The organism is Paenibacillus algorifonticola (assembly GCF_050481745.1).
In the GTDB taxonomy this organism is placed as follows: domain Bacteria; phylum Bacillota; class Bacilli; order Paenibacillales; family Paenibacillaceae; genus Pristimantibacillus; species Pristimantibacillus algorifonticola_A.
In genome coordinates this window covers 20,624-45,882 of record NZ_JBCNGR010000041.1, presented here as the reverse complement: position 1 = coordinate 45,882, position 25,259 = coordinate 20,624, and the positions used below count along the sequence as shown (strand labels likewise).

The window sequence follows — 25,259 nt, the reverse complement described above, 5'->3', positions numbered from 1 at the left end:
TTGCTATTTTTAATTTTATTCCAAGCTTTGCGTCACAATTCGACTAGATGTGGCAGAAATATAAAATGGAAATGGTGCTTTCTTTCTATTCCTTAAATCGAGAATTTAATTTATAATTGTAATTGTATTCAAATAATGTAAAGGGAGAGTGTTTTTATGAAAGAAAAAGAAATTAAAGCAACCTGGGAATCATCGGTTTCTACTGGGCTGGATAAGCCAGTTGGCACATCTCTAGTCAAGTCAATTGGGTGTGCCGCTTGTTGGGGAGCTAAAAGTATTTCTTTAACACGTGCATGCTTGCCTCCAACTCCTATCAATCTGGCGATATAGAAAACGAGGACACAGAAGAGGCCATCGTCAAGGTTTCTCCTGTGTCCAAATTTATTATTTCATTATTTTTTAAAAACGGAGATGAGGGATTAAATGGTTAATGATGCTGCTTCTGTCTCATACGAACCCAGTTACTTTCTTCATTTACAACCGGATGGAGCCATGCTGGTAGAGCGTAATAGCATGTATTATTTTCGTTTAAGCGGAACAGCTGCCCAGCTCGCCTTATTGCTTGCCAAAACGAAAAGCGTGGAAAAAACCGCAAAAGTGTGGAGCAACATAAATGGAATCCCGTTCAGTACGGAACAGCTGGTCCATGAATTGAATCAGCATCCGCTCACTGAAAGCTGGATGCAAGGAGCGCTTGGAACGCTTCGACTCACGGGATCAACAAAATCTTATTTGCCAATTAGCTGTACACTACAATTAACGAATGGCTGCAACTTATTTTGTTCTTTTTGTTACGCAAGCTCAGGCAAGCCGTTAGAACAGGAGCTGGCGGTGGAGGATTGGATGGAAATTTTGCAGAAGCTATCCGCGAGCGGGGTTTCGGATATCACCTTAACTGGGGGAGAAGCAAGGCTGGCAAAAGGGTTTAAAAGAATTGTAACAACAGCCAGTACATTATTTACAAATGTACATTTATTTAGCAATGGTTTATATTGGAAAGAGGATGAAATCGAGCTTATTAGCGCCCTTGGAAATATTTTTGTCCAAGTCAGTGTCGATGGTTCAGCACATAAACATGACAAGCTGCGAGGGAAAAAAGGCGCTTACATAGAATCAATGAGGAACATCAAGCGATTAGCCGAAAGAGGGATACCTTGTCTAATAGCAATGACGGTTAATCCACAAAATTATGAAGATATCAGTGCGGTTATTCAGGATGCCGCCCTTGCTGGAGCCGCAGCCTTCAGAGCAGGTGTTACATTGCCAGTTGGCAGAGCTGACAATCATTATTTTGAACTGGACAACGAGCAATACTTATACGTCGACGAAAAGTTGAAAGAGGCGGTAAGGAATTGGGGTGATCGGTTGCTCATTACCGATTGGGGTAATGAGGGGAATGATGGATGTAATGACTTTTGCACGCCAGGCTATTTAGCTTGGTATATTCGGGCAGATGGAGAGGTCACTCCTTGTCAAATCGAAGGTGCCAGCATGGGTCATATTTTAAAAGACTCGCTTGATGATATAGGCACACCTGAAAGGCTCCTGCGTGCGCGGGAAAATGCTACGTCTTGCAAATGTATCGGAAAAGTCGAATTGCCCAAAGAAGCGGATTTGCCATTTGTTTAATCTATATAGAAAGGACTGAAGGCAAGTATGGTAAAGATCATCCTTTTCATTGCAGCGGCAATGATCGGGCTTGTTTTGTTTATTAAAAATCGCCCTCGTTCTTACCCGTCTATATTAATGCCTAAAGAACAAGCGACTGCAGTTGCGGCGGATTATTTGCAATTGCTTTGTGGATTAGATGTTTCAGGATGGCGCGCATATGGTATGTATTGGAATGATCGGGAAACGGTAAACCGCTTGCATCACTTAAATATGCTGGATCGGCTGCGGTCGGTTTTATATCAATGGGGACTGGTGGAATCATGGAGAATTCGCTTCGTGAAACAAGGCAGCTCGGTAGCAGTAGGTATAAATGCGAAGGGTGAAATTACTTTTTTGCATGTGGATGCAGGTGCACAAAGACTAGCATCTTCCCAGTCATTAATGGCAAAGAAAACGCCAGCTGAAATTAAATCCATCCTTGACAGAAACAAGAATGGGCTATGGGGCAACGCCAAAATAACAGGGGAAGGCATTCGTGAAGAGGATTTGTCTGACATTGTAACTTATTGGTATATGCAGGAGTCAGCAGAAATAAGAATGAAGCTTTCCGTTCAAACCCAAGAAAATTGTTTAGTCCGTATACTGAGCGAGACAGAAATCCTTACAGAAACGATGGGCAAAGTCGTCAGGCAGGAGTTTCGTGATTCTGCGCTTAATTTATCGGGATTTGTCGGTTCTTTTTTATCGACAATCGCTGGCGTTCTTTTGCTCATTTATGTGGAGGGCGCCCATCAATCACTGCTTAGCTTAGGCATAGGGTTAGTCATTGCTGCTGCTGTCTTGCTTACAGTCAACAATGATATTTCCATGAGTATCGTTAATGCGTTTGATTCCCGTTTGACGATTAAATCTGTATATGCAATCGGTATTGTCTCCGCTGTTGTAGCCAGCATTGCTTATGGCAGCATGGCATTTATTACATCACTTGCGGGCGTGAAATTAGCTGTAGGGCAGTCCCTTTTGTTATTCGATAGCGCTTTCCTCCAAATTACGATAGGATGTTGTTCAGCCTTAGCAGCATTAGGGGGTTTTGCTTTTATATTTAAGCTTCTAGAATCTAAAGGCGTTGTTCGCATATCGCCAGAGCTTTCAGACCGGTCTATTTTTTTATCCGGCTTTCGGCTCAAGCAATGCTTAAGCATTAGTTTGCAAAGCTCTATTTTGGAAGAAATTATTTTTCGCTTATTAGGCATTTCAACGCTATTATGGTTTTTACAAAATGAATGGCTTGCAGTGGCCATTACTTCGATTTTATGGGCATTTTTGCACCAAGGAAGCGGGTATAACCCAGGATGGATTAGATGGGCCCAGTTAGTGGTGTTTGGCATATTTTTAGGGTTCATATTTATTCATTATGGTTTTCTGGCAGTAATAGTGGCCCATTTTGTTCATAATTTTGTTTTGCTGTCTATCCCGATTCTTTATTATAAGCTTCAGTTGAAAAACACAATTGGGGTTAAGGAGGAGCCTTCTGCACACCACTCTTACATCAATAAATAAGGAGGTAGCATATGGAGCAGCTGTTGCTTGTGCAGGATTTGGTCAAGCAATATCCCGGCAATGAAGGAGTCGATAACATTGGTTTTACGGTAGAACGAGGTGAAATTGTCGGACTGCTTGGCGCGAATGGAGCTGGAAAAACGACAACCCTGCGTTGTATTGCAGGTCTCTATAAGCCCCAGAAGGGCACCATTACAATTGATGGATTTAAGGCGGGCTCCGAGCAAGCTCAAAGGCTGCTCTCCTTTATTCCTGATAGTCCCTCCCTGTATCCTATGCTTACAGTAGCTGAACATTTGCAATTTAAAGCAAAAGCTTTCCGTATTCCCCCAAAAAAGCTGGAGGAAGCCGTACTTTTAGCACTTAAAGAGGTGAATTTGGAGTCATATGCAAACCGCCCGGCGGGCAATCTGTCCAAAGGGCAGAAACAGCGCGTCGTGTTAGCAGCAGCAGTCATTCAACAGGCGGACTTATATTTGTTTGACGAGCCCACTGTAGGGCTCGATATTCCCTCTAAAGAATGGCTAGCGCAATGGCTGCTGAAAAATAGAGACCTCAATAAAAGTATTATCGTTTCCTCCCATAGTCTTGAGTTTGTTATGGAAACCGCCCAGCGCGTTATTTTAATCAAAAAAGGCCGCATTGTCGCTGAAAGTATCGTCCCTAATGATGAAGAACAGCGATTGCTTTGGAAAAAAGATGTGATTGGGCAACTAGGGGGTCATCTGCCGGATGATTAACCTTGCTGTCTTTTTGTTCAAAAACAGCACGAGGCAATGGTTGACGAATAGGCAGGGCAGCAAATTTGCGATAATTGCACCGCTGCTTATTCTAGCCTTGTTTAGTTTGCTGCAATTGAATGTATTGTCAAAGCCCGAAGAAGCTATGGCCCAGCTTGTTGGTTGGGTCGTCATCGTTCTTTTATTTATTTTTATTCTCTTTGGCTTATTATCAAACAGGCTTCCTTCCCGTATGGAGGATGTCATGTGGGTTTATATGCTGCCTATGTCAATGAGCCGTATTGTATGGACGTGCCTATGCTGGCAGCTATTGGTTCGAAGCAGCTTTTGGTTAGGCGCAGCCCTAATTGCAGATACGATTCGCTTCATGATGGGTCATACATATGAGCATTTATTTTTCAAGGCATTTATGAGCCTGATCGTTATTAGCTTGCTTGAAGCGGGGTTATTTGCAGCCTCCTCATCGCGAGGAAAATGGAGAGTTTTGATGGCTGTGGGCATCGTTGGTGCCGCCGGACTTGTGGTGACCGTGCTCTCTTTCTTTTTTACCCAGATGGAGGAGCCTTTGTTTCCTTCCATTGCTGGAGCGATGGAGCTTCTTGCTTTTTATGTAGGCGCATTTATGGTAGGGGAGTTTCATTTTGCGGGGTTTATGTTCGTAGTCGTATTTATTGTACTGGCTATCCTTGTCATTCAGACTGCAACAAAGGGATTGGAATTAAAGGAGAAGCTTACAAGAGAAGCTGATTTTTGGTCTAGCTTTAGCAGCTTTAGTTCGTTGGCCGCTTCTGTGAAAGGGGGCGATCAAGCAAGCTATTGGGGCGGAAAAGCATGGACAGGTGTATTTGCCTTTGTCTGGTTCGAGTGGGTGTTATGGCGCAAGCATCGTACGGCGCTTGTTTTTCAATTCATCGGAGGTGCTGGTTTGACCATTGTTATGGTTATCAAATGGCCTTCATGGTTAATGATTTATTTTGGGATTATTTTAGCTTCGGCCTTAATAGGCGGTTTTTTCTCTGGTTTAATTAGGCATGCGCAATCGGGAGATTTGCTTCTTTTGCCTGGTTCCAGATTGAAAAAAATGATTTTGCTTGAAATCGTGGATTTAATTCCACCTTTCGCAACGGTAGCGCTTTACTACATCATCAGTATAACAATCGGTGGGAACCTGACCTTAGCCGTAACACCTTTAGCTGCTGCTGGATGGCTGCTCATTCTTTTTGTGGCGATATCGTGCTTCCGCATTAGCCTTTTTGTCGATGTATTTCTCAAAAACTTGGAAATATCAATAGGGTCCTATTATAAGAGGCTGTTCATGTATAGCGTCGTGCTTGCAGGAATCATTTTTATATTATTATTTCTTCACTCTACATTAATCGAGTTGTCACTCGGAATGCTCGTAATGGCTGTCATGGCGATTGTCATCCTTTATGGAATTATTCGTATATTTACATATAGATGATATAAGGAGATGTGTTTATGTCAGATTTGAAGCCAGTAAATGCCCAGATTATAAAACTTGGCAGCCCAGATGCCAGTGAGGCAATGGGAGCATTGCAAATATTGAAAAATCAAGGGGAGCAAGTTATACCAGCGCTTCTTGAGCAATTGAAATCGGCGGATGACTCCATACGCACGATGATTGTTGTGGTATTGGGGGAAATTGGTCATAAGGCTGCAGGCAGTGCTGAGCAGGTGGCAGCTCTTTTGCTCGAGAATAATGAACAGCTCAGAATGGCTTCGGCTTTAACTTTAACGAGAATGGGAATTGAAAGTATTTCGCCGCTGCAGAAGCTCCTTCATGCTGACAATCGTAAAACGCGCTTCTGGGCAGCTTGGGCCATGTCCTTTCTGGATCCGGGGCAGGTAGACGATCCCGCGATTGAATGTTTAAAGCAGCACCGGGAACAGCCTGACAGCCCGATAGAAGCGTTTGCTGCGGAAGAGGCGCTTGCCAAGGTATTGGCTCGAAAAATTCAATCCTAATTTTTAAGGAGGCGGTACTGTGAATGCAGCGGTGTCGTATAGCCCGAAATGGGAGGATGAAATAAATTGGTTGAACGGAAAATGCTACAGCAAGGAGCCGGAGGGTGAGAAAAAGCTTTTTGTTTATTTATGGTCAATCAGCTGCGGCTATTGTAAAGAAATTATTCCAGATATTTTACAGCTGCACGAGGAAAATGAATCTTTTTTCCAGCTTTTGTCCATTCATGTGCCGATGAGTGATTCAGATTTAGATCGCGAAAGGGTTCAGGAAGTCGTAGAGGAGCTTGGAATTGATGGGCCTGTACTGCTTGATAATGAGCATAGATGGATTTCTCTTTTTGAAAGCGAAGTTCTCCCCTCCTTTTATGTATATGATGCACAGGGCAAGTTGGTTAGCTCTAAAGTTGGTGTCGGAAATGTAACAACCTATTTGAGCAGCCTGATTCGCGTTTAGGCTGCTCAAATAGGTTGAATAAATATGGACTAAAGAAAAAGTAGTAATAGAATTTACCCTAGCTCATGCCCAGTAGCGAACAAATAAAGCACAAGGAACAAGTTTAACGCTGTAATAACGCCGACGCATAGCCAGGCCAGCACTTTGACCCAAGGCTTGTTGGCGAACACGCCCATTTTGGTGCGGCTGCTTGTGAACAGCACGAGCGGAATAATCGCGAAGGGAAGCTGCAAGCTGAGGACGACCTGACTCCACAGCAGCAGTTCTCCCGTTCCGCGCGTGCCGAACAGCCAAGTGACGATGAGCGCTGGAATGACAGCAAGCAAGCGTGTCACAATACGGCGCAGCCAAGGCGGGATCGAAAATTTAATAAACCCCTCCATCACGATTTGCCCCGTTAAAGTCCCCGTAATCGTTGAGCTTTGGCCCGAAGCGAGCAAGGCAACAGCGAATAAGGTGCTGGCAATACTGACGCCAAGCGTTGGGCTAAGCAGCTGATAAGCGCCTTCGATTTCTGTTACATTCAGGCCCGTTCCATAAAAGGCCGCAGCTCCCAAAATCAAAATGCTTGAGTTAATCAGAAAAGCGATCGTCAGCGAAATGCCCGAATCCCATTGGGAATACTTAATCGCCTCCCGGCGTCCCGTTTCCGTCCGTTCATATTTTCTCGTCTGAATGATGGAGGAATGCAAATACAGATTATGCGGCATAACCGTTGCACCAAGGATGCCAAGGGATACGAACAGCATGGCAGGGCTGCTCACGATTTCAAACTTTGGTACATAGCCAGAGAGCACCGCTGATAGATCCGGCCGCGAAATAATGACCTCGAACACAAAAACCCCGAATATCGTAGCCATCAACACAATGATGAGCGATTCAATAAGCCGAAAGCCCTTCTTCTGCAAGAGCAGCAGCAAAAATACATCCAGTGTTGTAATCAGAATTCCGCCTATTAAGGGGAGGCCAAATAGTAAATTCAGCGCAATCGCGGAGCCGATTACCTCGGCAAGATCGGTTGCAATAATGGCAAGCTCGGCCAGCAGCCAGAGGATGACAGCGCCTTTCATGCCGACGGAGTCGCGGGTTGCTTGGGCAAGGTCGCGACCGGTAACGATGCCGAGCCTTGCCGACAGATTTTGCAGCAAAATTGCAATTAAATTGGCGATTAGAATAACGGCCAGCAGCGTATAGCCGAACCTTGCGCCGCCCGCAATGGACGTTGCCCAGTTGCCGGGATCAATATAGCCGACGGCGACCAGCATGCCGGGGCCAGCGAAGGCGAGAAATTTGCGAAAGCTGCTTGCATTTTTCGGTATATGAATGGAGGAGTTCACTTCTTCAAGGCTGACACTTCCACTCGCGCGGAGCCAGCCAGACTTTTTATCCAATTGATCGGACTGTGTGCTCATAAAAACCCTTCTTTCGTTTACGCTCACATGTTGGAGCTGTCGCATTTGTTTGTTCCATGAAACAATATTGCTCCTGGGAAACATTTTTGTCAATGGAAAAATGTTAAGTGGTTGCGGGTTTACCTTATTGTTGGATTGGACAGGGGTCATTCTTTCCAATCCCGATCAAACTCTGGTAATCACGCAGCTGTTGTATTTTGAAATCTAATTCTATTTGTGCGGCCTCCATTATAGCCACAGTCTATCCTGGTAACATTTCTGGACTTGTGGAAGCAGTGTGGAATCATGGAGGAAAGATTGATTATATAAAAAATGTATTCTCTTCAACAGATAGAGACGAACAATATAAAATTTGCAACTAGCTTATATGTTCGAAGTTTTGTTTCAATTTGTAAAATTACGGTTAACTGCATATAATTATGAAGTTAACCGTAATTTTATTGTTCTATATTAATGCATAAGGAGATGATTAAATGATCCGAAAGTGTGTATGTGCAATGATAGGTTTTGTTTTGTGTTTTTCCATGACATCTAGTCTGCTTGCAGCATCTATACCTTTGAATGAATATGGTACGATTGATCAAGTAACCGGTAGCCCTTATGTCTTAATTTCAAGTAATGAAAAAGAGCAAATCTCAATGTGGAATATGACGGATACGTCCAAGAAATGGGATGCGTCTATTAATGGGTTTATAAAAGAAACAATTTCATTGAATAGCAACAAATTTATCGTTTTGAGTATAAATGAGAATAAACTGGAGAAAAAAGTTTTTAATAAGCAGGGCGAAGCTTTAAGTGCTGTAAAATATCCTTTCAAAATTTCTAATACCAATGCTTTGCTTGGGTGGCTGCCGCCTTCTAATCAAGTTCCTGAACGGATAGCATTGCTTGATAAACAGATTTTTAAGGTTTATCAAAGCCCGTGGAAAACGCCAATCATACAGATGGATCTCTCAGCCTTTCTTTCAATTGGCGAAAGTATAATTGATTTTAGCTACTCTAAATACCCTTATTTGACATTGAATCTACAAGTAGATGGGATTAATAATTCTGATTATACAGTAAAAGTTATAAATCTTTATAGAAACACAAACATAAACCTTGGGGATTATCCAATTGGTGTTGATATTCGCACGGATGATGCTTTTACCTATGTAAATACATTTTTTGCTGGCGGCCCGCAAGCTGCAAATGTGTTTAGACCAAACTTGTCTGAACCACAAGCGATGCTAACCGTTTATAACAACGCGACAGGCAAAATCTCATCCCAAATCAAACAAAATTTTGTTGATGACGAAAGTTCAGGCTGGTCAACGAAAGTATGGGGAGGCTATTTATATGTGAAAAATAAGGGTGACCAAACTTGGAGCCTCTATACACTTAAGGGAAAGAAAGTAGCGGAAAATCAAAAAGGATTTAACGATCCTAATTACGATTTTATTAGCTTCAACAGTAAAACGAAAACGGCTTGCTTTGCAGTAAGGGAAGACTCAACCCGCACTACATCTTTTAAACTCGTCACATTATCCTAGTGTCGTAACGATATTAATTCTTGCTGTAAGCTACAATGACCATGGATGATTTTCCCCGCTTGTACATATACTGTAGCAGATTGGCCTAGGGGCCTCTTTTGAAATATAAGAATTTATAAGCTTCACACTTATAAATGGACTTATATTTCTCGGACTGAAACGCGCAGCCGCCGCCAATGGTCGGCGACAGCCGTTTCACCTTGGTAAGCGAGCGGGGGTGAGGGAAAGTGGAACGGTTCACAAAAAGCCGTCTGTTTGTGTGGTTGGTCTATGTGATTCTAGGCTTGCTGGCGCTGTATTTGCTCATTTTGGTCAAGCCGATGTTTATGAATATTTATTTTTTCCTCAAAGCGATACTTGCGCCATTTATCGTTGCCATGATTATTTCATACGTGCTGAACCCGGTAGTGACGATGCTGCATGAACGTAAAGTTCCACGAACGATGGCGGTGCTGCTCATCTATACGGTATTTTTCACAGCGCTGACCGTCTTGCTCGTCAATGTCATTCCAATGCTTGCGATGCAGGTGCAGGAGCTCAACGAGCGGGTACCGGACCTGACGATTAAGGCGCAAAATCTGGTGACCGACATTAACAATACGTCGTTTTTGCCGGACAGCCTGCGCGATGGCATGAACCAGTCGCTGCTCCATATGGAGCGGAAGCTGTCGGAAACGCTGATCCATTTTATCAACAATATTGGGTCGGTGCTGAATACGGTGTTCATTGCCTTTATTGTGCCGTTTCTGGCGTTTTACATTTTGAAGGATTTTGAGGTGTTTGAGCGGACGATCATTACATATGTACCCAAATCGCATCGTCAAAACACCGTTCGGCTGATGAAGGATATCGACTCGGCGCTCGGCAGCTACATTCGCGGGCAGTTTCTGGTCTGTCTGATCGTCGGCGTGCTCGCCTATATCGGCTATACGATCATTGGAATGGAATATGCGCTGCTGCTTGCCGGCATTGTAGCCATTACGAACATTATTCCTTACTTGGGCCCGTTTCTGGGGGCGATTCCAGCAATTCTGATGGCCTCGACCATATCGGTCAAAATGATGATTCTCGTCGCGGTAATCAATACACTATGCCAAATTTTAGAGGGCAACATCATTTCCCCGCAGGTGGTGGGGCGGACGCTGCATATGCATCCGCTGGCGATTATTTTCGCCCTGCTGGTCGGAGGAGAGGTCGCGGGCGTTGCGGGAATGATTCTCGCCGTTCCGATTTTCGCGGCGCTGAAGGTCATCGTCCAGCATATGTTTGCCTATTATGTGCGGCGAAAGATTATTTGACAGCGGGCCTTGCTGCCGATATACTCATTTTTAGTACAACTCAAGCGTAAACGGCTTGCGCCGTCCTTTTGGGACGAGCGGAGAGCTTTGTCGGAAAATTCTAAGCAGATATAAGGATGAAACTTATAAATTCTTAGAATTCAAGCGTGAATATTCTTATATTTTAAATCAAAATCGTTGATGAAAAAGAAGTAAGCTATAGACCGTCAATCAGAGAGGAAGCTTCTTCGCCGTGATCCGGCGTTGGCTGCAAGAGCTTTTATGGCGAAGGATGGCTGAAAGCTGCTTTCGGAGTGTGAATGAACTTCACCGGGAGGACCCGTTATTGTCCATACGAGGAGATTGCTGCGTAAGGCTGTGCCGCTAGAGATAGCGCAAGGCAGGCTGAAGCTGGCGATAACCAGGGTGGTACCGCGAGTTTTCGTCCCTGTCATAACTGACAGGGACTTTTTGATGTTTTAAAGCAGGTTTGGCTGCAACGTGCAGGCGTAAATAATGAAACCTATTGGAGGCGTATCAACTATGAAGGCTAGTGAAATTCGGGCAAAATGGCTTGCTTTTTTTGAAAGCAAAGGACATACAATCGAGCCGAGCGCATCGCTCGTGCCGCACAACGATCCATCGCTGCTATGGATTAACGCAGGCATGGCGCCGCTGAAAGCTTATTTTGACGGACGCGTCATTCCGGAAAACCCGCGAATTACCAATTCGCAGAAATGCATTCGCACCAACGATATTGAAAATGTCGGCAAGACGCGCCGCCACCATACTTTTTTTGAAATGCTCGGCAATTTCTCCATCGGCGATTATTTCAAGGAAGAAGCCATTACGTGGGCTTGGGAGTTTCTAACGGGCAAGGAGTGGATCGGCTTTGATCCAGAGCGCCTATCGGTTACGGTTTACCCGGAGGATGAGGAAGCATACGCGTTCTGGAACAAAAAAATCGGCCTGCCAGAGGAGCGCATCTACAAGCTGGATGAAAACTTCTGGGATATCGGCGAAGGCCCATGCGGACCATGTACGGAAATTTTCTATGACCGCGGCGACAAATACGGCGATTTGAACGATCCGGAATGCTGGCCGGGCGGCGAAAACGAGCGTTTCCTGGAAGTATGGAACCTCGTATTCTCGCAATTCAACCATAACAAGGATGGCAGCTATACGCCGCTTCCAAACAAAAACATCGATACAGGCGCGGGCCTGGAGCGTTTCGCTTCCATATTGCAGGATGTCGATTCTAACTTTGATACCGACCTGTTCATGCCTATTATTGAGCGTACATGCGAGCTTGCTGGCGTAAAATATCATGTGAACGATGAGCATGATGTGGCGCTGAAAGTAATTGCTGACCATATTCGTACGGTAGCTTTCGCTGTCGGCGACGGGGTTATGCCTTCTAATGAAGGACGCGGCTACATTATTCGCCGTTTGCTTCGCAGAGCGGTTCGTTATGGAAAAACGATCGGCATCGACCGTCCATTCCTGCATGAGCTGACCGCTACTGTCGGGGAAGTGATGGGCGTGTACTACGACGAGGTTGTATCCAAACGCGAATTTATTGAGAAGGTTATTCGTACAGAGGAAGAACGTTTTCACGAAACGCTGTCCGATGGTCTGGCTTTGCTCACGACGCTTGTCGACACGGCGCGCGCAGCAGGCGGCAAGGAAATCGGCGGCGAGGATGCATTCCGCCTGTATGATACGTATGGCTTCCCGTTTGACCTGACGGAGGATTTTGCAGCGGAAAATGGCTTGACCGTTGACCGTGCAGGCTTCGACGCAGCTATGGAAGCGCAGCGTGAACGCGCGCGGGCAGCTCGCCAGGATACGGGCGGCATGAAGATTCAAGGCGGCGCACTCGGCGAATTCACGGTTAAAAGCGAATTTGTTGGCTATAATGAATTGGTAATTGAATCGACGATTACGGCGATCGTGCAAGAGGATGCACTGATTGACAGCGCAGGCGAAGGCAGCGAAGTGTTTGTGCTGCTTGACCGTACCCCGTTCTATGCGGAGAGCGGCGGACAAATTGGAGACCGCGGCATCATTTCGGGCCAAGGCTTTTCGCTTCAGGTGAAAGATGTAACGAAAGCGCCGCACGGCCAAAGCGTGCATCACGCGCTCGTTGTGTCAGGCATCGTGAAGACAGGCGAGAAAGTACAGGCAGCTGTAGCGAAAGCGGTTCGTGAGGACGTTATTAAAAACCACACGGCAACGCATTTGCTGCATAAAGCGCTCAAAGAAGTGCTGGGCACACATGTTAATCAGGCCGGTTCCCTTGTTGAGGCGGAGCGTCTGCGTTTTGACTTCTCCCACTTTGGCAGCATTACCGATGAGGAGCTTGTAGAAATCGAGCGCCGTGTCAATGAGCAAATTTGGAACAGCACCGATGTGACCATTACAAACAAGTCGCTTGCAGAAGCGAAGGAAATGGGCGCAATGGCCTTATTCGGTGAAAAATATGGCGATGTTGTCCGCGTCGTGCAGGTCGGCGACTACAGCCTTGAGCTGTGCGGCGGCTGCCACGTAGCCAGCACTTCGCAAATCGGCGTGTTCAAGCTGATCAGCGAAAGCGGAATTGGCTCCGGCGTGCGCCGGATTGAAGCCGTTACAGGCCGCCATGCCTATAGCTACACGGAAAGCCAGCTTGATTTGCTGGGGCAAGCAGCAGCATTGCTGAAATCGAGCAATGGGGATGTGCCTAAACGCATTGAAGCGCTGCATGCACAGGTGAAGGAGCTTGGCCGTGAGAATGAATCGTTGCAGGCGAAGCTGAGCCGGATCGAAGCAGGCTCGCTGGAGCAGCAGGCGAAGCAGATCGGCGAAATTACGGTGCTTACCGCTCAAGTAAATGCGCCATCCATAGACGCGCTGCGCGGCATTTCTGATGAGCTGAAGCTTAAGCTGCCTTCCGCCGTTATTATTCTTGGCGCTGTTCAAGAGGATAAAGTTAGCCTTGTAGCTTCGGTATCGGCTGATTTGGTGAAGAAGGGTCTTCACGCTGGGAAAATTATTAAAGAAGCAGCAGCCGTATGCGGCGGCAGCGGAGGTGGCCGTCCTGATATGGCGCAGGCTGGCGGCAAGGACGCTTCCAAATTGGAAGAAGCACTGAAACTTGCGGAAGAACTGGTTCTCGCCCAAGCAAGTGTGATATGATAGGAATGTGTATCGATAGTAATCTCATTGAAATGTAGTTGGAAAGCGAGGTGCTGGCGATGAGTTCCATGGACAAAACGATGAAGTTTGATGTGTTGCCGGAAAGTTTGGAGACCTCCTCACAGGATATTTTGCTGTCTGTGCATGAGGCACTTCTGGAGAAAGAGTACAATCCGATTAATCAGATTGTAGGCTATTTGCTCTCCGGTGATCCCGCGTATATTCCGCGGCACAACAACGCCAGGAGCCTGATTCGCAAGAAGGAACGCGATGAACTCATTGAAGAGCTTGTCCGGTTTTATTTGAACAATAAGAAAACATAATAGTCAGGAGCCGGACAAGCAATGAGAACAATGGGACTCGATTACGGCGATCGCAACATTGGTGTTGCGGTAAGCGATCCTTTTGGCTGGACTGCGCAAGGGCTTGAGGTCGTGAAGAAGCGCCGTGACAATGGCGAATTGGATCGGCTTGCCGAATTGGCGCAGCAGTATGAGGTTAGTGAGATCGTCTTGGGACTACCGAAAAACATGAATAACACCATCGGTCCGCGAGGCGAAATTAGTATTGAATTCGCAGAGCAGCTTCGACAGAAACTACACTTGCCTGTTCACCTTTGGGACGAACGGTTGACTACTGTAGCCGCAGAGCGTACTCTCATAGAGGCGGATGTCAGCCGTAAGAAGCGAAAGCTGGTAGTGGACAAAATGGCGGCAACGCTCATTTTACAAAATTATCTCGATTCTAAGGGCTTGCGTTAACAGGAGCGAAAGCTATTTTGGCGCAATGCACAAAACGAAAAGGTGAGGGTTAAGATGACAAAGGATGATATGCAGTTCGAAGAGCCGGAAATTATTTATATTCCGGATGAAGACGGCAATGAAGAAGAATTCGAAGTCATCATGAAGTTTGAAGTGGATGGCTCTGATCAGAAATATATGATGGTCGTTCCGCTCGTTGGCGAGAGCGAAGAGGAAGATGAGGTTTACGCCTTCCGCTACGAGGAAGATGGCGACGATCTCCAGCTGTACACGATTGAAGACGAAGAAGAGTGGAACATCGTGGAGGAGACGTTTAATACGCTGCTCGGCGAATTGGAGGAAGAAAATTAATGGATCAAGGCGAGGTACTAATCCCGCAGCCGCTTGAGCAGCTGCGGGAAGCCTTCGGTCCTCAAATCGAGCTGCTTGCGGGCGGCGGCGTCATGGAAACCTTCGTCATCAAGGCTGAGTTTAGACTCGGTTCCTACGTTTATGCTGCGCTCCAGTCGGAAGCGATGAAGGGCGAGGATGAAGTGGAGCTTTTCCGCGTTATTGGCGAGCTTGGCGAAGAGCCGGAGCTGGAAACGATTGAGGATGATGAAGAATGGGAACTGGCGTCCGAAGCTTATGACGATTTGTTATTTGCTGGCGATGAGCGGCCTTAAGCAAGCTTTATTATACGTATACATCGAGAAAAGGAGCGGTGCACACCGCTCTTTTTCTCGACGTATTGGGGAAATAGGAGGAAAGCAGGTTGGACAACGCAAAGAGGCAGTCACCTAGGCCTAGCAAGGTTCGTATCGCTTTTTACGTATTTTTAAGTATTTTAGGCGTCATCACTACAGTGGTGGGCGGCGCATTTATTTATTTGTGGCTTCAATTAGAGCCAACCAAGACGGCAGAGGCCAAGCAGATTGTCATTCCAAATAGCGCCTCAGCGAGCCAAATTTCCGATGTGCTTCAGGAGGAAGGGATTATTAAAAATGCCCTGATCTTTAAGTATTATTTGAAGCTGGAGAAAGAAGGCGGCAAATTCCAAGCGGGCACCTATTCGATGAATCCCGGCATGGATAAGGCAGATGTCATCGCTATGCTGAACAGCGGCAGCACTGTCAAGCAGGAGACGATCCGGTTTACAATTCCCGAGGGGCTTACGGTGCTGCAAATTGCCGATAAGCTGGCGGAAGAGAAGCTGATCGACAAGGATAAATTTTTGGAGCTGGCCGATAAGCAGCAAACATGGACCAATGCGGAGGCGGTCAATGAGATTTCCGCCGATGCCAAGCTGCATCACCGGCTGGAAGGGTATCTGTTTCCTGAAACCTATGAAATGAAGAAGGGCAGTACCGAGCAGGAAATATTGAACCGCATGATTTCTGAGCTTGATGTCAAGCTTGCCCAACTTCCCAATGATTGGATGATTCAGCTGGAAAAACGCAAGCTGACGATTCATCAGCTGCTTACGATTGCATCCCTGGTCGAGCGCGAGGTGGTCGTTGATGAGGAGCGTCCGGTAGTTGCGAGCGTTATATATAATCGCTTGAACAAGCCGATGAAGCTTCAAATAGATGCAACGGTGCAATATGCACTCGATAAGCCAAAGGAACGTTTATATAATAAGGATCTCAAGGTAGACAGCCCTTATAACACCTATTTGGTAGATGGGCTCCCGCCGGGACCGATTGCAGCCCCAAGCCTTAGCTCGATCAAAGCGGCGCTTTATCCGCAGGAAACGGAATATTTTTTCTATGTAACCAAGAAAGATGGAACGGGACAGCATCTGTTTGCTAAAACCTTTAGCGAGCATAACCATAATATTGCTAACAGCAACAAAACTGCGCAGTCTAAGTAAGGAGTGTAAGGAGCATGGCAGTAAAGCCGGAATTATTAACGACAGCTTCATCCTTGGAGGAGCTGGAGCGCCTAATTGCTGCCGGGGCTGATGCTTTCCTGATTGGAGAAGCACGCTACGGCATGCGTCTTGCTGGACAATTTGATCTGTTAATGATCAGGCAAGCAGTCGAATTGGCGGCGCCTCATGGCGTAAACATTTATGTATCGGTAAATAATTTGATCGAAAACAAAGTCGTGGAATCTTTGCCTGGCTATTTGCAGGCATTGGCCGAAGCTGGTGTAAACGGCGTTATGTTCGGTGACCCCGCTGTATTGATGGCTGCGCGGATTGCCGCTCCAGGCATGCCGCTGCATTGGAATGCCGAAATGACTTCAACGAATTACGCGACAGCTGAATATTGGAGAAAGCGCGGCGCTACGCGGTTTGTGCTTGCCCGTGAGCTGAATATGGATCAGGTTATTGAAATCAAAGAAAACTCCACGATGCCAATCGAGGTGCAGGTTCATGGCATGACGAATATTTATCATTCCAAGCGCTCGCTTGTGAACAGCTATTTGGATCATCAGGAAGACTCCGGCAAGCTTGGCAGCGCCAGCAAGGAGCAAGGGCTATACGTGATGGAAGCTGAGCGTAAAGATGAGCGTTTCCCTATTTTTGAGGACGTCAACGGGACACATATTTTGAGCTCGGATGATATTTGCATGCTGGAAAACCTGCATGAGCTGATGGAAATCGGCGTCGAGAGCTTGAAGATTGAAGGGCTGCTCAAGTCGATAGAATATAATGAAATCGTAGTAAGGGCTTATCGGAACGTTATTGACGCTTATATGGCCGATCCCGAGGGCTACCGTTTTCAGGATGAGTGGCTGGAGCCGATTCAAGAAGCGCAGGATCCGCAGCGTGAGCTGAGCTTTGGTTTCTTTTATAAAGAACAGGTGTATTGAGGTATGGAGCAGGAGGTGCAGCAACGATGACAGTTGCAGAAAACACGTATTCAGGGGTGACGAGCCCTGTGAAAACCCGCTATCAGGGGAAACGCCATAGACTCGATCGTCCCGAGCTGCTTGCCCCGGCAGGCAATTTGGAGAAGCTGAAATTCGCCATCCATTATGGCGCTGACGCCGTATACATTGGCGGACAAAAATACGGCCTTCGATCCAACGCAGGCAATTTCAGCTTTGAGGAAATGAGGGAAGGCGTCGAGTTTGCCAATCGTTATGGCGCTAAGGTATTCGTGGCTACGAATATTTACGCACATAATGAGGATATCGGCGGGCTTGAGGAGTATTTGCGCAATCTGGAAGAAGTCGGCATTTCAGCGATTATTGTAGCAGATCCGATTATAATCGAGACGGCTGCGCGAGTAGCTCCTAAGCTGGAAGCGCATTTGAGCACCCAACAATCCACGCTCAACTGGCAGGCGGTACAGTTTTGGAAGGAAGAAGGACTGCCACGCGTCGTTCTAGCCAGAGAAACAAGCTTTGAAGAAATTGCCGAAATTAAAAAGCATGTCGATATCGAAATTGAAGCTTTTATTCATGGCGCGATGTGCTCTTCCTTTTCCGGCCGCTGTGTACTGAGCAATCACTTTACCGATCGGGACTCCAACCGTGGGGGCTGCTCGCAGTCATGCCGCTGGAAATACGATTTGTTCGTTGATGATGTGCCGATGTATTCAGAAGGCGAGGATCAATTCACGATGGGCTCTAAAGACCTCTGCATGATTGAATATTTGCCGGAGCTCATTGATGTCGGCGTAGACAGCTTCAAGATTGAAGGCCGTATGAAGAGCATTCACTATGTTGCTACGGTGGTAAATGTGTATCGTCAAGCGATTGATTCCTATTTTGAAGATCCGGCACATTTCGTGCTGAAGCAGGAATGGCTGGATGAAATTTTCAAAGCGGCGAATCGTCCGCTCAACACGGGATTTTTTCTCGATACACCGGGTGCGGAGGATCATATTTATGAGCCGGAAGATAAGCCAGCTCCTTATGATTTTGCCGGGGTTGTTCTGGAATACAATGAAGAGACTGGAATTGCGGTTGTAGAGCAGCGCAATCACTTCAAACTGGGACAGGAAGTTGAGTTTGTAGGACCCGGCGGACGCTTCTTCAAGCAGACGATTACGCAGATGACCGATGACAAGGGACAGGAACTGGATGCCGCAAGACACCCGCTTCAGCGCATCCACATTAAGACTTTTGCACCTGTTGAACCGATGGATATGCTGCGTAAATTGATGATAAAAAATAACTAGGACCACGACACTGTTTTCGATTATCGAAAATAGTGTTTTTTTTTATTAATTATTAATTATTTGTGAGTTGAAAGCCGATATATAGAATTAGGGGCTACATAAGAAAAGAGAGCACAAGGATTCATTGACAACATATTGAACGCTTCTAGAGACCTAGTCCGTAACAAATAAAAAAGGCGGTGTCATCATTGAAAAAAAATGAGGACAAAACTCAGTCGAAGAAAACTACGAGGGAAAAAGCAGAATCAGGCAAACCTATGAAAGCCCTTTCTGGATTTTGGAGCGGCACTAAACCGATTATGAAAAAAATCGTCTCTAAGACAGGCAAATACGGGAAGAGCTCATCCAAGCAGCTTTTATCGCTGTCCAAGGAAATGAAGCTGAACCAGGTTAATAAATCCGTAGGAACGAAGCTGTTTTTAATTATTTTTGCCAGTATCGTAGCCTGCGTTCTGGCAGTAGGTCTAATTTCATATTCCCAAACGAAAACGATTGTCGAGCGTAAAGTTTCCGGGGCTAGCTTTCAGACCGTCAGCCAGGTAACGACGAACTTGAACATTATTTTGGATAACTATGAAGAAATGACGATGCAAATTTTGATTAACAAAGACTTACATACGTTGATTGGTAAAATGCGTGACGGCGAGGACGACTATACCCGGTTTGAAGCAAGCCGCGAGCTGTCAAACAAAATGCAGGATTACGTGCTTGGAAACTCCAGCATTAAGGCACTTTATTTGCTGCCATTGGATGACAAGCTGCCAGTCGTAACGGCAGGAAACGCATCTTCTGTTGCATCTGATGCGATGAAGAAGGAAGAATGGTTCGCCAAGGTGCAGGAATCGAACGGCAAGGCGCTATGGATTGCGACCCAGCCGAAAGGCTTTGGCGGTGCAAACGGCGCGCCAACGGTTGGCATCGGCCGTCTTTTGAAGGATAGCACGCTTAATGAAGTTTCCTATATGCTGCTGATTGAAATTAATTTGGCAAGCATTCAGGAAAGATTCAAAGAAGTATCCTTGGGACCCGGCAGTGAGCTTTCAATCGTAGACGGTCAAAATAACTATATTGCCGCTCCTGATAATGAGCTCATTGGTCAGCCAGCTCCAGTAGCTCTTCCAACGGAAGGCGACGCTGCAATAGAGGGCTCGAAAAAATTGAATACTAGCGCTGGCGAATCCATGCTGACGGTTTATAAAACATTTGATTCCGTTGATTGGAAGCTGCTGGGACTTATTCCGGTAGATACGTTGGTAGAGGATGCAAAAGTCATTCGCAATATGACCATTATTACTGCAATTGTAGCTGTATTCCTTGCAATTGCAATTGGCTTCCTCGTGATTAGAACGATTGCACAGCCACTGACGAACTTGCGCAATTTGATGAACGAGGGACAGCGGGGCAATTTGACGGTTCGTTCTACGATTCGCAAACGTTCCGATGAGATCGGCGAGCTGAGCGAAAGCTTTAACGATATGATGACGCAAATTACCAATTTGGCGAAGCAGGCTACGCAATCTGCGGATACTGTGCTGCATACAGCAGGCGAGCTGACGGATGTATCGCGGAAGACAGCGATCTCTTCACGGGAAATATCAGTCGCAACCGAAGAAATTGCAAATGGCGCATCAAGCCTTGCTGTTGAAGCAGAGCGAGGCAGCGATTTGAGCGGCAATATTTCGACGCAAATGGAAACGGTGAAGCAGGCGAATGCGGAAATTGTGCGTGCAGCTGGTGAGGTTGAGAAGGCGAGTGAGCGCGGAGCGTCCTACATGGGCGAGCTGAGCCATAAGACTGGGCAGACCGAGCAAATGACCCGCTCTATGGTTGAAAAGGTAGACAGCCTCAAAGACAGCACAGGCTCTATCGTTAAAATTTTGGATGTATTGAACAATCTGACGAAGCAAACAAATATTTTATCCTTGAATGCGGCGATTGAAGCGGCGCGGGCGGGTGCAGCGGGCAAAGGCTTTATGGTCGTTGCTGATGAAATTCGCAAGCTGGCCGATCAATCCCGTCAATCGATTGATGTCGTAGGTCAAATCACGGAAAAAATCCAGGAGGAAATTGACAATACGGTAAGCGTATTGTCGGATGCCTATCCTTTATTCCAGGAGCAAATTGTTTCTGTGAAGCAGGCGACGGATATTTTCGTAGGTGTTCAGGAGCAGATGGTACAGTTTGTACACAAGCTGGATTCGGTAACGGACTCCATTGGCGAGCTGGACAAGTCTCAGGAAGTGTTGTCCGAGGCGATGACGAATGTCAGCGCAGTAGCACAGCAGTCTTCGGCAACATCCGAAGAGGTGGCTTCCCTCAGCAGCGAGCAGCTTAGCATTAGCGACGGTCTCGTCAGCTTGTCGGAAGAACTGGGCAGCGTATCGCGCGAGCTGAAAGATTCGCTCGCGAAATTCAAAATCGAATAGCAGGCTGTATATAAAGCCGTTTGAACGGGATGCTTTCCCGATCAAACGGCTTTTTTTAAAACCATGGTGAAAAATACGTAACGGAATGAAAAGGGTGTGCTGGAGAAGCGTCAGCTTACGCTTTTGCCCTTGCATTTTTACATATAGAGGCTTATTAGAAGAAATGCAAGGGTAATGGCGATCGGAAGCCAAGCTTTTCATGCAGGGAATTCACCCTAATACACATACTTGCGCTGGACCCAATAACTGAAAAGGAAAATAGAGGCCTCGGTAAGCAGTTTGGCGATGACAAGGGGAATAATCAGCGTTTCATTATAAAAATATAGCAAGCCATAATTTAAGAGCAGCACAAGGATGACCAGCGAAAAATATTTAGGCAGCGATTGATGAAGCTTGGATACTTTGCCGCCCGTGAACACGTACTTTCGGTTCATTGTATAGTTGAAGATGGAGCTGCATAATCTTGCTGCAACGACAGACAAGAGAAGATTGTGGCTAATACTCTGAATAAGAAATAATAGCGTGAAGTCTAACAGCGCCGATAGCAGGGAAGATGTGCTGAACATTATTATCGGCAAATAAATGCGGAAAGAGTCGATCAGCGGACGAAAATGGGAGGATTTATTATGATCCAAATAGACGGTATCGATAAATTCCTCGGTAATTTTATATCCATCAAGGTGGGCGGTCAGCAGCATGTTCATTTCATATTCGAACCGTTCGCCCGGAATCTGGCATAACCAGTCCAGCATTGCAAGTGAAAAGCCGCGCAAGCCGGTTTGCGTATCATAAATTTTAGTGCCCGTAGTGAGGGAGAAGACTGACCGAGTGACCGAGTTGCCGAAGCGGCTGCGCAGTGGAATGGTCCCGCTGAAGCGACGGCTGCCCAGCACGATGCCTGGCGTTGTCTGGCTGTGAAGCTTTTCGAAAATCCGCTTAATGTCATGGGGCAGATGCTGCCCGTCACTATCCGCACAGACGACATGACCCGGCAAACCGGCTTCTTGGATATAGCCGAACCCTGTTTTCAAGGCGCGTCCTTTCCCGAGGTTGGCCTCATGGGTTATAACGGTACAGCCGGACGCTTCAGCCGCTTCGAAAATTTCGTGGTAGCTGGTACCGCTCCCGTCATCGACAATGACGATGGGCTCAAGCTGGAACGCATGCAGCTGCTGGATCAAATCAAGCAGCCGATGATCAGGCTCGTAGGACGGAATTAATATAGTCATGATGATTACTCCTCTCCAATGTAAAGGATGTCGCTGACGCCACGCTCCTGGTTTTTGCCAAGCGGATTATTGACAACTCTGCCCATAAAATACATCGTCGATGAACCGCCGCCATCTAAGTTGTAGGCTTCTGTAGCTCCAAGACCCGCCATGACGTCAGCAAGCTCGGTTAGTGTCATTCCGCGGCTGTATCCTTCCTTCCGCCCGTCAACTACGACAAACACATAATGGTTTGGGGCAATCATGCCGATCGCAGTTCTTGGATTCGCATTTTGAATGGAGCGGTTGCCAAAATTGGTATCGATTTTGACACTGCTGAAATCACTAGTGATTTTGCCATCTTGAATCAGGATTGGTCCGAATGACAACGTATTGGTGACACCTTCTGAAAGCAGATCGGAGGAAGAAGTTTCTGTTTCGTCATAAGTTTGAATCGTTCCGTCATCCAGCAGTGCCAGCGCATCCCGCACCGGTTCATCGCGATATACGATGCCGTTGCGAATAATGACTCCATCATCACGGAAGCCATAATAATCGCCGTTGATTGCAAAAATAGCATGATTGCTGGAAGCGATGACCGATGTATCCTCCACAATATTCGTTCCAAAGCTGTTGTCGGCGAATGCGGAGCGCAGACTGCTGGCATCTTTAACAATGACATCTGCGACATAATACGTAATCAGATCTGAACCAGAACCGGTCTGCACTTGGTTGATTTTGATTTGGATATTGTCACTGGTGTAGTTCCAGTCATCAGAAGTGGCTTGAACATCAGCAGTTGCAGCCATTTCGTTTGAGCTGGTAGATGTTGTTGTATTGTTTGTTACGACAACTTCAACATGCTTGATCAAATAACGGTCTGCAAGACCATATGTCAATGAGCCAAGTCCTAAGAGTGTAACGATCAATGCGATCAGCCATATCCGTTTCTTCTTTTTGGTTGTTTTCTTGTGCGTCTTCATAATAGAAGCATCACCTCTTCATGTAGGTTCTTGCTGGTTATCATACTTGGGCTACCTTAAATGAAACTGAACTATTTTTTGGGCAGCTGGAGCAGGTGCAGAAGGGCTTAAGGAAAGGGTGATGCTGTTTATGCGTTGGCATTAAGGCCATACTGAAAGGAAAAGGGGGCTGCGGAAATGGTCAGGCGACGTGCAGCAATTGTAGCAATATTTTTAACGGTTATAATGGCAGGTTATTTGATCCGGCTGGCGACGCTGCAATTGGTGCCAAGCTTGGCGCAGCCCGCTGTACAGACATTGGGCAAGCATAACGATTGGAAAAATAAGGCGGCCATTCAACGGCAGCGAAATTTGGTGCTCGATTCAGGACGCGGCGATTTTATAGATCGTTATGGAAGCGCCATTACTGGGGAAAGCTATTCTGCATTGGCGCTGTTTCCAGTGGAGAGCGAGGCACGGGGAGAAGTGGCGGAGCTGCGCAAGCTGGCGAAGCTATTGCATGTGTCCTACGAACAATTAGTGAATAGGTGGGATGGGCTGAAGAGTGCCGATTTTTGGCGGGAGGAAGGGCAGAAAGCGCCTTTGAGCTTGTCTATGGGCCAGCTTGCTGGTCTTTCGCAGCTCCATATTAACGGAGTCAAGGTGCTCCCTTATCACAATCGGTATTTGCCGCAGTTTAATGCCAGACAGGCTATTGGCTTTATAAGCCAGCACCCGGAATGGCTGGAGCAGGCTTATGGAGCGGATCTGGCGTCAGGCAAGCGCAAGCTGACAGATGAAATCGGTGGTGCCGGACTTGAAAAATCGCTGGATACGCTGCTCAGAGGCAACGGGCCAACGTCGGTATCTTTTTTTCTCGATGGGCAGCGCCATCCGCTTCAGGGGCTGGGACTGCGGGTTTTTCAGCCAGATAGCGAATATTATCCACTGAAGGTAAAGACGACGCTCGATTTAAAGCTCCAGCAGCAGCTTGAGCTTTATGCGGATGCAAATGGCTTGAAAGCAGGAGCAATCGTCGTGCTGGATGCACAAAATGCAGATATCGTCAGCATGGTATCTCGGCCGCAGATGAATCCGCAGCAGCTGGATCGCAATGAAGTAACCGATTGGTCGAATCATGCGCTCCAAGCGGTTGCTCCGGGTTCGATTTTTAAGCTCGTAACGGAAGCGGCAGCGCTTGAGGCTGGTGTTGTGGACGAAAAAGAAGTGTTCACATGCAGCGGGAAGTATGGAAAATATGGTTTAACGTGCTGGAAGCAGGACGGCCACGGAAGTCTGACGCTTGAGGAAGGTTTAGCCCAGTCCTGCAATATTGTGTTTGCAACGCTCGCTGAACGGCTGAGCGGCTATGAGCTGTATCAGACAGCGGCGGCGCTTGGCATTGGTGCTCCAGCTGGCTGGCATGCCGAATCAGCATTTGGCCCGTTTGCCGGACGTTTGCGGCTGCTTGGCGAGGAAGAGGACGGACAGTTGTTTGCTGTGAGCATTTGGCAGCAATTGCAGGACAAGCCTACCCTTGACGTAGACGGAGGCATTATGGCTCAAAGCGGTATCGGCCAGCGAGATGTCAGGATGACGCCGCTGCAGGCGGCGAATTTGGTCGTGACGATTTTGCATGGCGGTCAGCGGCTGGAGCCGCGAATCGTGAGTGAAATTCGTTATGCAAACGGACAGCTGATGGTGGAGCTAAAGCCGCTGCAAGCCCGGCAGGCGGGAACGCCGATACATGCAAGAACCGCGGGCATGCTGCTGGAAGGGATGAAGGCGGTCACTGAGCGAGGAACGGGCCGCTCTATTCGCGACGGTCTATGGCCCGTTGCCGGGAAGTCCGGTACGGCACAGACGCTGCTCAGCGGCAAGGAGCGCGTCCACCAGTGGTTTATCGGCTACGGACCGACAAATACGCCGCGATACGCCGTCGCCGTACTTGCTGAGAACCGAAGTCCTGGTACAAGCAATCAGGCGACGAAGCTGTTTCGCGGCGTCATGGATATTATAGCGAAGCGGTAAAGCGAAT

The 25,259-nt window shown here is 47.0% G+C and carries 22 protein-coding genes; 19 read left to right on the top strand and 3 right to left on the bottom strand.

Annotated features, from left to right (window positions below):
• Window positions 1–156: 156 nt before the first annotated feature.
• The 7 genes from skfA (at window position 157) to ABEW34_RS28035 (ending at window position 6,351) form a co-directional block, all read left to right on the top strand.
• A complete protein-coding gene (gene skfA / locus ABEW34_RS28065) occupies window positions 157–330 on the top strand; it encodes a sporulation killing factor (RefSeq protein ID WP_430163906.1) in 174 nt (57 codons plus the stop codon).
• 93 nt (window positions 331–423) lie between these two features.
• On the top strand, window positions 424–1,629 hold the full coding sequence (gene skfB, locus ABEW34_RS28060; protein ID WP_430163903.1) for a sporulation killing factor system radical SAM maturase: 1,206 nt from the start codon (window positions 424–426) through the stop codon (window positions 1,627–1,629).
• Window positions 1,630–1,656: 27 nt separating this feature from the next.
• Window positions 1,657–3,171: a CPBP family intramembrane glutamic endopeptidase gene (locus tag ABEW34_RS28055; protein ID WP_430163900.1), complete on the top strand. Its 1,515-nt coding sequence runs from the start codon at window positions 1,657–1,659 to the stop codon at window positions 3,169–3,171.
• An 11-nt stretch (window positions 3,172–3,182) separates the two neighbouring features.
• A complete protein-coding gene (locus ABEW34_RS28050; RefSeq protein ID WP_430163897.1) occupies window positions 3,183–3,911 on the top strand; it encodes an ABC transporter ATP-binding protein in 729 nt (242 codons plus the stop codon).
• Window positions 3,904–5,373 carry a sporulation killing factor system integral membrane protein gene (gene skfF / locus ABEW34_RS28045; RefSeq protein ID WP_430163894.1) on the top strand — a complete coding sequence of 490 codons (1,470 nt, stop codon included), beginning with the start codon at window positions 3,904–3,906 and terminating at the stop codon, window positions 5,371–5,373. The genes ABEW34_RS28050 and skfF overlap by 8 nt, the downstream gene beginning before the upstream one ends.
• A 17-nt stretch (window positions 5,374–5,390) precedes the next feature.
• Window positions 5,391–5,897 (top strand): HEAT repeat domain-containing protein, encoded by a 507-nt coding sequence (locus ABEW34_RS28040; RefSeq protein ID WP_430163891.1) that lies wholly within the window; start codon window positions 5,391–5,393, stop codon window positions 5,895–5,897.
• 19 nt (window positions 5,898–5,916) lie between these two features.
• Window positions 5,917–6,351, top strand: a complete 435-nt coding sequence (locus ABEW34_RS28035) for a TlpA family protein disulfide reductase (protein WP_430163888.1) — start codon at window positions 5,917–5,919, stop codon at window positions 6,349–6,351.
• A 53-nt stretch (window positions 6,352–6,404) separates the two neighbouring features.
• Here the strand turns inward: ABEW34_RS28035 and ABEW34_RS28030 are convergent, their stop codons facing one another.
• On the bottom strand, window positions 6,405–7,763 hold the full coding sequence (locus ABEW34_RS28030; protein ID WP_430163886.1) for an Nramp family divalent metal transporter: 1,359 nt from the start codon (window positions 7,761–7,763) through the stop codon (window positions 6,405–6,407).
• A 473-nt stretch (window positions 7,764–8,236) separates the two neighbouring features.
• On the opposite strand from ABEW34_RS28030, the gene ABEW34_RS28025 reads away from it, so the two are divergent.
• From ABEW34_RS28025 to ABEW34_RS27975, 11 genes are all read left to right on the top strand, one after another.
• Window positions 8,237–9,295, top strand: coding sequence for a hypothetical protein (locus ABEW34_RS28025; RefSeq protein WP_430163883.1), 1,059 nt, complete (start codon window positions 8,237–8,239; stop codon window positions 9,293–9,295).
• Between the two features lie 227 nt (window positions 9,296–9,522).
• Window positions 9,523–10,593: an AI-2E family transporter gene (locus ABEW34_RS28020; protein ID WP_056040033.1), complete on the top strand. Its 1,071-nt coding sequence runs from the start codon at window positions 9,523–9,525 to the stop codon at window positions 10,591–10,593.
• A gap of 522 nt (window positions 10,594–11,115) precedes the next feature.
• On the top strand, window positions 11,116–13,749 hold the full coding sequence (gene alaS / locus ABEW34_RS28015; RefSeq protein WP_430163880.1) for an alanine--tRNA ligase: 2,634 nt from the start codon (window positions 11,116–11,118) through the stop codon (window positions 13,747–13,749).
• Between the two features lie 59 nt (window positions 13,750–13,808).
• A complete protein-coding gene (locus tag ABEW34_RS28010; protein WP_056040153.1) occupies window positions 13,809–14,072 on the top strand; it encodes an IreB family regulatory phosphoprotein in 264 nt (87 codons plus the stop codon).
• Between the two features lie 21 nt (window positions 14,073–14,093).
• Window positions 14,094–14,510 carry a Holliday junction resolvase RuvX gene (gene ruvX, locus ABEW34_RS28005; protein WP_056040037.1) on the top strand — a complete coding sequence of 139 codons (417 nt, stop codon included), beginning with the start codon at window positions 14,094–14,096 and terminating at the stop codon, window positions 14,508–14,510.
• A 54-nt stretch (window positions 14,511–14,564) separates the two neighbouring features.
• Complete coding sequence (locus ABEW34_RS28000) at window positions 14,565–14,861, top strand: DUF1292 domain-containing protein (RefSeq protein WP_338555341.1); 297 nt, start codon at window positions 14,565–14,567, stop codon at window positions 14,859–14,861.
• A complete protein-coding gene (locus tag ABEW34_RS27995; protein WP_430163875.1) occupies window positions 14,861–15,175 on the top strand; it encodes a DUF1292 domain-containing protein in 315 nt (104 codons plus the stop codon). Before ABEW34_RS28000 ends, ABEW34_RS27995 begins: the two co-directional genes overlap by 1 nt.
• Window positions 15,176–15,264: 89 nt before the next feature.
• Window positions 15,265–16,362 carry an endolytic transglycosylase MltG gene (gene mltG, locus ABEW34_RS27990; protein WP_430163872.1) on the top strand — a complete coding sequence of 366 codons (1,098 nt, stop codon included), beginning with the start codon at window positions 15,265–15,267 and terminating at the stop codon, window positions 16,360–16,362.
• A 14-nt stretch (window positions 16,363–16,376) separates the two neighbouring features.
• Window positions 16,377–17,309 (top strand): peptidase U32 family protein, encoded by a 933-nt coding sequence (locus ABEW34_RS27985; RefSeq protein ID WP_430163869.1) that lies wholly within the window; start codon window positions 16,377–16,379, stop codon window positions 17,307–17,309.
• 56 nt (window positions 17,310–17,365) lie between these two features.
• The gene (locus tag ABEW34_RS27980) at window positions 17,366–18,625 is read left to right on the top strand and encodes a peptidase U32 family protein (protein WP_430163913.1); all 1,260 of its coding nucleotides are present in this window, start codon (window positions 17,366–17,368) and stop codon (window positions 18,623–18,625) included.
• 374 nt (window positions 18,626–18,999) lie between these two features.
• A complete protein-coding gene (locus ABEW34_RS27975; protein ID WP_430163910.1) occupies window positions 19,000–21,051 on the top strand; it encodes a methyl-accepting chemotaxis protein in 2,052 nt (683 codons plus the stop codon).
• A gap of 215 nt (window positions 21,052–21,266) precedes the next feature.
• On the opposite strand, the gene ABEW34_RS27970 is transcribed toward ABEW34_RS27975, so the two are convergent.
• Both ABEW34_RS27970 and ABEW34_RS27965 read right to left on the bottom strand, forming a co-directional pair.
• Window positions 21,267–22,280, bottom strand: coding sequence for a GtrA family protein (locus ABEW34_RS27970; RefSeq protein WP_430163866.1), 1,014 nt, complete (start codon window positions 22,278–22,280; stop codon window positions 21,267–21,269).
• 5 nt (window positions 22,281–22,285) lie between these two features.
• Entirely contained in the window at window positions 22,286–23,242 is a 957-nt protein-coding gene (locus tag ABEW34_RS27965; RefSeq protein ID WP_430163863.1) for a phosphodiester glycosidase family protein, read from the bottom strand.
• Window positions 23,243–23,419: 177 nt separating this feature from the next.
• Between ABEW34_RS27965 and ABEW34_RS27960 the strand changes: the two genes are divergently transcribed.
• The gene (locus ABEW34_RS27960; protein ID WP_430163860.1) at window positions 23,420–25,252 is read left to right on the top strand and encodes a peptidoglycan D,D-transpeptidase FtsI family protein; all 1,833 of its coding nucleotides are present in this window, start codon (window positions 23,420–23,422) and stop codon (window positions 25,250–25,252) included.
• Window positions 25,253–25,259: the final 7 nt, after the last annotated feature.

Bases quoted from the DNA above. Each gene is read 5' to 3' on its own strand.
- skfA (WP_430163906.1), top strand. From the start codon at position 157: ATGAAAGAAAAAGAAATTAAAGCAACCTGGGAATCATCGGTTTCTACT.
- skfB (WP_430163903.1), top strand. From the start codon at position 424: ATGGTTAATGATGCTGCTTCTGTCTCATACGAACCCAGTTACTTTCTT.
- ABEW34_RS28055 (WP_430163900.1), top strand. From the start codon at position 1,657: ATGGTAAAGATCATCCTTTTCATTGCAGCGGCAATGATCGGGCTTGTT.
- ABEW34_RS28050 (WP_430163897.1), top strand. From the start codon at position 3,183: ATGGAGCAGCTGTTGCTTGTGCAGGATTTGGTCAAGCAATATCCCGGC.
- skfF (WP_430163894.1), top strand. From the start codon at position 3,904: ATGATTAACCTTGCTGTCTTTTTGTTCAAAAACAGCACGAGGCAATGG.
- ABEW34_RS28040 (WP_430163891.1), top strand. From the start codon at position 5,391: ATGTCAGATTTGAAGCCAGTAAATGCCCAGATTATAAAACTTGGCAGC.
- ABEW34_RS28030 (WP_430163886.1), bottom strand. From the start codon at position 7,763: ATGAGCACACAGTCCGATCAATTGGATAAAAAGTCTGGCTGGCTCCGC.
- ABEW34_RS28025 (WP_430163883.1), top strand. From the start codon at position 8,237: ATGATCCGAAAGTGTGTATGTGCAATGATAGGTTTTGTTTTGTGTTTT.
- alaS (WP_430163880.1), top strand. From the start codon at position 11,116: ATGAAGGCTAGTGAAATTCGGGCAAAATGGCTTGCTTTTTTTGAAAGC.
- ABEW34_RS28010 (WP_056040153.1), top strand. From the start codon at position 13,809: ATGAGTTCCATGGACAAAACGATGAAGTTTGATGTGTTGCCGGAAAGT.
- ruvX (WP_056040037.1), top strand. From the start codon at position 14,094: ATGAGAACAATGGGACTCGATTACGGCGATCGCAACATTGGTGTTGCG.
- ABEW34_RS28000 (WP_338555341.1), top strand. From the start codon at position 14,565: ATGACAAAGGATGATATGCAGTTCGAAGAGCCGGAAATTATTTATATT.
- ABEW34_RS27995 (WP_430163875.1), top strand. From the start codon at position 14,861: ATGGATCAAGGCGAGGTACTAATCCCGCAGCCGCTTGAGCAGCTGCGG.
- ABEW34_RS27985 (WP_430163869.1), top strand. From the start codon at position 16,377: ATGGCAGTAAAGCCGGAATTATTAACGACAGCTTCATCCTTGGAGGAG.
- ABEW34_RS27975 (WP_430163910.1), top strand. From the start codon at position 19,000: ATGAAGCTGAACCAGGTTAATAAATCCGTAGGAACGAAGCTGTTTTTA.
- ABEW34_RS27970 (WP_430163866.1), bottom strand. From the start codon at position 22,280: ATGACTATATTAATTCCGTCCTACGAGCCTGATCATCGGCTGCTTGAT.
- ABEW34_RS27965 (WP_430163863.1), bottom strand. From the start codon at position 23,242: ATGAAGACGCACAAGAAAACAACCAAAAAGAAGAAACGGATATGGCTG.
- ABEW34_RS27960 (WP_430163860.1), top strand. From the start codon at position 23,420: ATGGTCAGGCGACGTGCAGCAATTGTAGCAATATTTTTAACGGTTATA.